Annotated in this window: 3 protein-coding genes; 1 reads left to right on the forward strand and 2 read right to left on the reverse strand. The window is 62.6% G+C overall.

Features of this window, described 5'->3' with window-relative positions; genetic code table 11:
* Positions 1-17: 17 nt before the first annotated feature.
* Positions 18-2,009, reverse strand: a complete 1,992-nt coding sequence (locus AC1DWF_RS30975) for a PhoX family protein (RefSeq protein WP_476784718.1) — start codon at positions 2,007-2,009, stop codon at positions 18-20.
* A 252-nt stretch (positions 2,010-2,261) separates the two neighbouring features.
* Between AC1DWF_RS30975 and AC1DWF_RS30980 the strand changes: the two genes are divergently transcribed.
* Complete coding sequence (locus AC1DWF_RS30980; protein WP_476788948.1) at positions 2,262-2,963, forward strand: phosphatase PAP2 family protein; 702 nt, start codon at positions 2,262-2,264, stop codon at positions 2,961-2,963.
* Between the two features lie 36 nt (positions 2,964-2,999).
* On the opposite strand, the gene AC1DWF_RS30985 is transcribed toward AC1DWF_RS30980, so the two are convergent.
* Positions 3,000-3,631: C40 family peptidase (locus tag AC1DWF_RS30985; protein ID WP_476842479.1), on the reverse strand; the 632-nt coding region annotated here is incomplete at its 5' end.

Here is a 3,631-nt window from a genome sequence, read left to right on the forward strand (position 1 = left end):
GTATTGTCCTTGGAAGATCAGACGGCGATCTTGCCGCCGCCTTGTTTGGTGATGGCGACAACCGCCGGGCGAACCGGCATGTCGGGCTTGAAGTCGGGCCAGCGCGTCGACAGGTCCTCGTAATAGGACGGACGGCCGAAACCTTCCCAATCCTCGCCGCCGTCGCCCGGATGCTGGACAGCGACAAAAGCGGTCTGATCATCTGGTGTGAAGAGCGGGCCGCACATCTCGGCACCGACCGGCACGCGGAAAAACAGCTTCGAGGTGGCGCGCGCCTCGCCTTCGGTATCGACCGCCCACAGGCCGTCGGTGCGGCCGGTGGCCTTGGGGGAGTTGCCATCGGTCGAAACCCACAGGCGGCCTGCGGAATCGACCGCGCAGTTGTCGGGCATGCCGAACCAGCCATTTTCGGTGGTCGAGGTCGAGAACGAGGCGCCGACTTCGGCGATCGAAGGATCGCCGCATTTCAGCAGCACTTCCCACTTGCCCTTGGTGGCGGTGAAATCGCCGCCATCCTCGATCAGTTCGATGATGTGGCCGAAGGCGTTTTCGGCACGCGGGTTGGCGGCGTCGACCTGGTCGGCCTTGCGCTTGGAATTGTTGGTCAGCATGACATAGACCTTGCCGTTGACGGCATTGGGCTGGATGTCTTCGGGCCGGTCCATCTTGGTGGCGCCGAGCAGGTCGGCGGCGCGGCGCGTCTCGATGACCACGTCGGCCTGGCTGGCGAAGCCGGCATCAGCCGTCAGCGGGCCCTCGCCCTGCACAAGCGGCAGCCATTCGAACGAGCCGTCCTCGGCGAACTTGGCGACATAGAGCGTGCCTTCGTCGAGCAGGTCGAGATTGGCGGCGCGGTCGTTGGGGTTGAACTTGCCCGAGGTCACGAACTTGTAGACGTAGTCGAAGCGCTCGTCGTCGCCGAGATAGAACACGACCCGGCCGTCGGAGGCGACGATCGATTCGGCACCCTCGTGCTTGAAGCGGCCAAGGGCGGTGCGCTTCTTCGGCGCGGAATTCGGGTCCTGAACGTCGACCTCGACGATCCAGCCGAAGCGGTTGGGTTCGTTCGGCTCCTTTGCGACGTCAAAGCGGTCGTAGAACTTCAGCCACTCATAGGTGCCTTCCGGCACGCCGAGGCGCTTGTAGTTGGCGGCTTCGGGGTGATCGGCCGGCAGCTCGCCGCCGAAATAGCCGTGGAAATTTTCCTCGGCCATGATGTAGGTACCCCAGGGCGTGACACCGCCGGCGCAATTGTTGAGCGTGCCGAACACCTTGGTGCCGGAGGCGTCCGCATTGGTCTTGAGGCGGTCATGGCCGGCGGCGGGGCCGGTCAGCTGCATCTCGGTGGTGGAGGTGATGCGGCGGTTGAGCTTGCCGTCACGGACGACCTGCCACTTGCCCCCTTCTTTGCGGATCTCGACGATCGAACCGCCATGGGCGGCCATCTCGATGTCGACGCGCTTCTGATCGGCTGGGGTGACGTCGATCTTGCCTTCGACGATCTTGACGATGCCGGGGAACATCAGGTGATCGTTGGTGTATTCGTGGTTGACGACCAGGAGGCCGTGCTCGGACGAGCCGTCGAGCTCGATGTAGCCGACATAGTCGTTGTTGTAGCCGAACTGACGGTTTTGCGCTTCCGCCGTCTGGTTGAGCGGGTCGAATTCGGGTGCGTCAGCGAAGATCGGATCGCCCCAGCGCAGCAGAATGTCGGCGTCGTAGCCTGATGCAACATGGTGCTTGTCATCGATGCCAGCCTCGACCTCGTCGAAGATGAAGGCGGACGCAGTGGCCGCGCGAGCATCGTCGGCGAGCAGGATGGCGATCGGGCTGACGGTGGCGGCAATGGCCGAGACGGCGAGCGAGCCCTGGAGAAAGCTGCGGCGGGAAAAGCGCTTGGCGATGATGTCGCCCATGGTGCGGTTGTCGGTCGGGTTGTGGCCGGGACCGTCATTCTCCTCGAGCATGCTCGTACGGAATTTCTGATCGCCTGGTGTGTACTGGTTCATCGTCTCGACCTCTGGCTTGGTGTTCGGCTTGGGGTTGGCCGAGACCGCTAATCGGACGAGATAACAGTAGCATGACAGTTTCGTCGGAAATCGGCCTTGATTATAGAGCCTCTCGGCGTTCATCCCGATTCAGGCGGGACGAGTTCCGATTTCTTGTTTGAGCATCTTTTTTTCCCAAAAGCGGTCCCCACTTTCTCGGCGCGGACTCGGGTTCGGAAGTGCTCTCAAACACATAAGGCAAACGGCAAGACGATGCGGCAGACACTGTGGAACAGGATCGAATTTTCGCTGCTGGCGGCGGGTATCATCATTGCCGGCGGCCTGTGGGGGTTCGTTGAACTTTCCGAAATCGCCCGCGACGCCGCCCCACACGCTTTCGACACCGATATATTGCTGGCGTTTCGCGTGGCGGGCGAGCCCAACAACCCGATCGGGCCGCTCTGGCTCGAAGAAGCGATGCGCGACATCACCGCACTCGGCAGTGCCTCGGTGCTGATCTACATCACCGCAATCACCATCATTTTCCTGTGCATGACCAAGCGCTGGAGACCGGCACTGTTCGTGTTCGTTGCGGTCGCCGGCGGACAGGTGCTGTCGAGCGTGCTGAAGCTCGGCATCGACCGGCCACGTCCCGACCTCGTCTCGCATCTGGCACAGGTGTACACGATGAGCTTTCCGAGCGGACACGCGATGTTGTCGGCGGTGACCTATCTGACGCTGGGCGCGCTTTTGGCACGCTTCCTGCCGGGGCGCGCGACGACAGTCTTCGTTTTCGCAATTGCGGTGCTGACGACGCTGATGGTCGGTATCAGTCGGGTCTATCTCGGCGTGCACTGGCCTTCCGATGTGCTCGCCGGCTGGTGCGCAGGCTTTGCCTGGGCGACCTTGTGCTGGGTGGCCAGCCGCCACCTGCTGAAGGACGAAGGTGCTGACCACAGCATGCGGCGACAGTGACCAACTGACACGACCTGCTCCAGGCTGATACGACAGCTACGCGATAGAGCCCGTCTGCTCCTGATCGCCCCAGCTGACCTGCTTGTAGTCGAAGCCATATTCCAGCGTCGGCTTGACGATGCGGAAATAGGGCGACAGGTCGAAGTCGCGCGGCGTGTAGAGCGAGTGGTGGCGGATGTGCATGATCTCGCGGCGCATATAGTTCGACTGGGCCGACGCGCGGCCCGGTGCACGGGTGATCTCCGGCAGGATCGGATAGCGGATCTGGCCATAGGCCTCGGCGATCATCGTCGAGCAGATAGCGCGGGTTGGGTCGCCCGAGCCGAAGGCGATCATGCGACGGCGCCAGCGCACCGGCACGGGCGGCCTCGGCACCAGGTAGCGCAGCATGTCGAAAATGTTCTTGAGGTCGTATTTCAGGCCGAGCCTTTGCACCATGAAGCGGACCACATGCTCGCGATMCTCCGGCGAAAGGCCGTTGGCCCGGCAGATGCGGGTGTTGTAGGTGCGGTATTTCGACAAGGGAACGGCGACGCAGCCTTCGCCGAGATTGACCTCGATCAGGCGTGGCCGCTCGGAACCGTCGGCCGGTTCGGGCAGCGCATCGCCGACATAAAGTGCCGAATGCGACCAGGTCGACTGGGTCAAATATTTGATGACGGCCGAAA

It is taken from the genome of Aminobacter sp. P4_D5 (genome assembly GCF_056401815.1).